Source organism: Oscillibacter sp. CAG:155 (assembly GCA_000436875.1).
Taxonomy (GTDB): domain Bacteria; phylum Bacillota; class Clostridia; order Oscillospirales; family Oscillospiraceae; genus Oscillibacter.
The window spans coordinates 8,127-12,327 of record FR890950.1 but is presented as its reverse complement, the minus strand read 5'-3'; the positions used below and the strand labels follow the sequence as shown (position 1 = coordinate 12,327).

Here is a 4,201-nt window from a genome sequence, read left to right as displayed (position 1 = left end):
CGCTGCTGCTGTCCGCCGGAGAGCTGATGGGGATAGTGGCCCGCCCGGTCAGCCAGACCCATCTGGGCCAGAAGCTCCCGGCCTGCGGCCTCGATCTCCTCCTTGGTCTCGCCGCCCCGCTCCTTGGAGAGGAGTTCCCGGGCCAGCGTCACGTTCTGAAGGGCCGTGTACTGGGGGAAGAGGTTGAAGTTCTGAAACACCAGACCGAAATGGAGCCGCTTTTTGCGGATCTCGCTTTCCAGCTGTGTTTTGGGGTCTGCCGCGTCAAAGAGGGTCTCACCCCGGACGGAAATAGACCCGCCGTCCGGCTTTTCCAGGAAATTCAGGCACCGCAGCAGTGTGGTTTTGCCGCTGCCGGAGGAGCCGATGATGGAGATGGCCTGGCCTTCTTCCAGGGTAAAGCTGATGTCATTGAGCACCTGGGTGGCGCCGAAGTGCTTTTCAATGTGTTGGACTTCCAGAATGGACATTTCGGTGCCCTCCTTAACGGAAATAGCTGAGCTTCTTCTCCACCCAGCCGAACAGCAGCGTCAGCACGCCGTTGAAGATCAGATAATATACGCCGGTGAAAAACAGCGGCCACAGCAGTCCCTTGTAGCCGTGGGAGCTCTTCAAGAATGCGTAGCCCGCCCAGATGACCTCCTGCAGGGAGATGATGCGGGCGATGGAGGTATCCTTCACCAGCGTGATGATCTCGTTGGACATGGGGGGGACGATGCGTTTGATCATCTGGAGCAGCGTGACCTTGAAGAAGATCTGACTTTTGGTCATGCCCAGTACCTCGCCGGCCTCCTGCTGGCCCACGGGGACGCCCTGAATACCGCCCCGGTAGATCTCGGAGAAGTAGCAGGCATAATTGATGATGAAAGCCACGGCGGAGGCCAGGAACCGACCGCTCTCTCCGCTGGGCCACGGGCTGCCGCTTTGAAGCAGATACCCGGGGATGTAGAAGATGATGATCAGCTGCAGCATCAGCGGTGTGCCGCGGATGACCCAGACGACGGTCTTGGTAAGCCACCGCAGGGGCGTGAAGCGGCTCATGGAGCCGAAGGACACCACCAACCCCAGGGGGATGGCGCCAATCAGCGTGACCGCAAACAATTTCAGGGTCTGGAGGAAGCCCTCATTCAGGGCTCCGATGACGGTTGCAAACATGCTCTGGAACCTGCCTTTTCTCGTTCTTTCAACTGGGGAAAACCGTCCAAAAGCAGAGGACGAGGCCTCTGCTTTTGGGAAGATACTTTTTCAATTCTCGGAGCGCTTACTCCGTCACCAGGGCGTCCTGCACACCGTAGGTCTCCGCCAGGGTCTGGATGGAGCCGTCAGCGTACTTGCCGTCCAGGAACTCGTTAAGGGCGGCGGCCAGGTCGGAACCCTTCCGGAAGCCCACGCCGTACTCCTCGCTGGTGAGGGCCACGGTGGAGGTCAGATCGGCGTAGCTGGTGCCCTCGCCGATCATGGCACCGGCCATGAGGGAGTCGATAATGGCGGCATCAGCGGTGCCGGAGGCAACCTCCAGCAGTGCGGTGGCCTGGTCGGCGACCTCGGTATAGTTGTAGCCGTTAGCGGCGGCGATCTCGCAGCCGGCGGAGCCGATCTCTACGGCGAAGGACAAATCTGCCAGACTGTCCTCACTCTGGTACTGGTCGGCCACAGCGGCAGGGACCACCACGACCTGCTGGTTGATGAGGTAGGGCTGAGAGCACTCCATGGCGCTGGTAACGTCCTCGGTGAGAGTCATGCCGTTCCAGACCACGTCAATGGTCTTGCCGTCCAGCTCCATGACCTTGCTGTCCCAGTCGATGATCTGGAACTGAGCCTCTACGCCCAGGCTCTCGGCAAATTCCTTGGCAAGGTCGGCGTCAAAGCCCACCCATTCACCGCTCTCGTCCTGGTAGTCCATGGGCTCAAACTCCGTGATGCCCACCACCAGCGTGCCCTTGTCCTGCACATAGGCCTGATCGCTCACTTCTGCGGTATCGGTATCCTCCTCCGCCGTATCGCCGCAGGCGGCCAGAGAGGACACCATCGCAAGCGCCATCAGCAGAGACCAGATCTTCTTTGCTTTCATCGTTGACCCTCCAAATCCCGAAACGGTGACCCGTTCGTTTAATTCATTAGCAGTTTACCATACTAAATCATCCCTGTAAAGATGTAAAATACGACAATAAGATTCTTCTTTTACAACACCGTTTTTGTGAAACTCGCCCAACAACAGACGGGCCGTCATACTTTTGCTGCGAAGGACATAGAGATGGAACATGACTATGGAGCGGAAAAAGGACGGGATGCTATGAATACCAGTATCTATCAGAATATTGCCACCCGCACCGCCGGGGACATCTATATCGGCGTGGTGGGGCCGGTGCGCACGGGCAAGTCCACCTTTATCAAGCGGTTCATGGAGACCCAGGTGATTCCCAACATTGAAAATGTGTACCGGAAGGAGCGGGCCCGGGATGAGCTGCCCCAGAGCGGGTCCGGTCGGACCATCATGACCGCCGAGCCCAAGTTCGTCCCCGAGGAGGCGGCCCAGATCCAACTGCCGGACGGCGCCGCCTTTTCCGTGCGGCTGATCGACTGTGTGGGGTACATGGTGCGGGGGGCCATCGGTCAGTACGAGGATGACGCGCCCCGGATGGTCACCACCCCCTGGTTCGACCACGAGATCCCCATGACCGAGGCGGCGGAGATCGGCACCCGGAAGGTCATCACGGAACACTCCACCATCGGCATCGTCATCACCACCGACGGCACCATCTCCGACATCCCCCGGGAGGACTACCTGGAGGCTGAGGAGCGGGTGATCCGGGAGCTGCAGGAACTGGGAAAGCCCTTCATCGTCCTGCTCAACTCCGCCGAGCCCCGCAGTGACCGGGCCCAGGCCATCGCCAAAGACGTGGCCTCCCGCTATGAGGTCCGCTGCATGCCGGTGAACTGTCTCGAGCTGGGGGAGGAGGATGTGGCGGAGATCCTCAAGGCCGTGCTGTATGAGTTTCCCATGCAGGAGCTGGATCTCTACCTGCCGCCCTGGGTGGATGCACTGCCTGCGGACCACCCCATCAAGGCGGGACTCTACGACGCCGTCCGCCAGGGAACAGGCCAGCTCCACCATATCCGGGAGGTGGAGGGCGTCATCGCGGCGCTGGGCGCCAGTGAGAACATCAGCGAGGCCAAGATCACCTCCATCGACCTGGGCACCGGCGTGGCTGCCGCACGGCTGGGGCTGCCACGGGAACTCTTCTACAAGACCCTCTCTGAGCAGTCCGGCTTCGACGTCTCCGACGACGGGGACCTGATGAGCCTGCTGACCAAACTGGCGGCGGTAAAGTCGGAATACGACAAGGTGGCCGGTGCTCTGAAAGACGTGCGGGAGACCGGGTATGGCATCGTGGTCCCCGGCATCGACGAGCTGAAGCTGGAAGAACCAGAGATCATGAAGCAGGGCGGCCGGTACGGCGTGCGCCTCAAAGCCAGCGCCCCCAGCATCCACATGATCCGGGCGGACATTGAGACCGCCGTCTCGCCCATCGTGGGCAACGAGAAGCAGTCCGAGGACATGGTCAACTACCTGCTCCAGGAGTTCGAAGGGGACACCAGCAAGATCTGGCAGTCCAACATCTTCGGACGAAGTTTCCATGAGCTGGTCAACGAGGACCTGCAGGCCAAGCTCAAGCGCATGCCGGAGGATGCCCGGAAAAAGCTGCAGGAGACCTTGACCCGCATCATCAACGAGGGCAGCGGCGGGCTGATCTGCATCATCTTATAATGATAAAAGCAGAACCGGGGAGAGGCGCTGAGAAATACGCAGCGCCTCTCTCATTTTACTCCCATATTTCACGAGAATTTTTTGATATTCTCTTATTTCAGTCCTTGTAAAGTGATAACCCGTTACAGCGCTGTTCCGCGTTTTGGGAGATAGAGGCGGGAGAGGTCCGCTCCCTCCAGAGCCAGCAGAAAGCGCTTTTTCTCCACGCCGCCTGCATATCCCGTCAGGCTCCCGTCCGCTCCCACACAGCGGTGGCAGGGGATCAGGATGGAGATGGGATTGTGGCCCACCGCGCCGCCCACCGCCTGGGGGGCGGCGGAGATCCCACGCTGACGCAGCCGTTGGGCCAGGGCTCCATAGGTGGTGGTCTCCCCGTAAGGGATCTCCAGCAGCAGCCGCCAGACCGCCTGGCGGAAGTCGCTGCCCGCAGGA

At 60.3% G+C, this 4,201-nt stretch carries 5 protein-coding genes; 1 reads left to right on the top strand and 4 read right to left on the bottom strand.

Going from position 1 to position 4,201, the window contains the following annotated elements; genetic code table 11:
- The 3 genes from QZL67_RS09465 to QZL67_RS09455 all read right to left on the bottom strand — a co-directional run.
- A partial coding sequence (locus QZL67_RS09465; protein WP_292920229.1) for an ATP-binding cassette domain-containing protein occupies positions 1-470 on the bottom strand: 470 nt, incomplete at its 3' end.
- Between the two features lie 13 nt (positions 471-483).
- Positions 484-1,155: an amino acid ABC transporter permease gene (locus tag QZL67_RS09460; RefSeq protein WP_022290477.1), complete on the bottom strand. Its 672-nt coding sequence runs from the start codon at positions 1,153-1,155 to the stop codon at positions 484-486.
- A 106-nt stretch (positions 1,156-1,261) separates the two neighbouring features.
- On the bottom strand, positions 1,262-2,071 hold the full coding sequence (locus QZL67_RS09455; protein ID WP_022290476.1) for a transporter substrate-binding domain-containing protein: 810 nt from the start codon (positions 2,069-2,071) through the stop codon (positions 1,262-1,264).
- 222 nt (positions 2,072-2,293) lie between these two features.
- On the opposite strand from QZL67_RS09455, the gene spoIVA reads away from it, so the two are divergent.
- Entirely contained in the window at positions 2,294-3,769 is a 1,476-nt protein-coding gene (gene spoIVA / locus QZL67_RS09450; RefSeq protein WP_022290475.1) for a stage IV sporulation protein A, read from the top strand.
- A 122-nt stretch (positions 3,770-3,891) separates the two neighbouring features.
- Here spoIVA and QZL67_RS09445 read toward each other — a convergent pair.
- Positions 3,892-4,201: methylated-DNA--[protein]-cysteine S-methyltransferase (locus QZL67_RS09445; RefSeq protein WP_292920227.1), on the bottom strand; the 310-nt coding region annotated here is incomplete at its 5' end.

Bases quoted from the DNA above. Each gene is read 5' to 3' on its own strand.
- QZL67_RS09460 (WP_022290477.1), bottom strand. From the start codon at position 1,155: ATGTTTGCAACCGTCATCGGAGCCCTGAATGAGGGCTTCCTCCAGACC.
- QZL67_RS09455 (WP_022290476.1), bottom strand. From the start codon at position 2,071: ATGAAAGCAAAGAAGATCTGGTCTCTGCTGATGGCGCTTGCGATGGTG.
- spoIVA (WP_022290475.1), top strand. From the start codon at position 2,294: ATGAATACCAGTATCTATCAGAATATTGCCACCCGCACCGCCGGGGAC.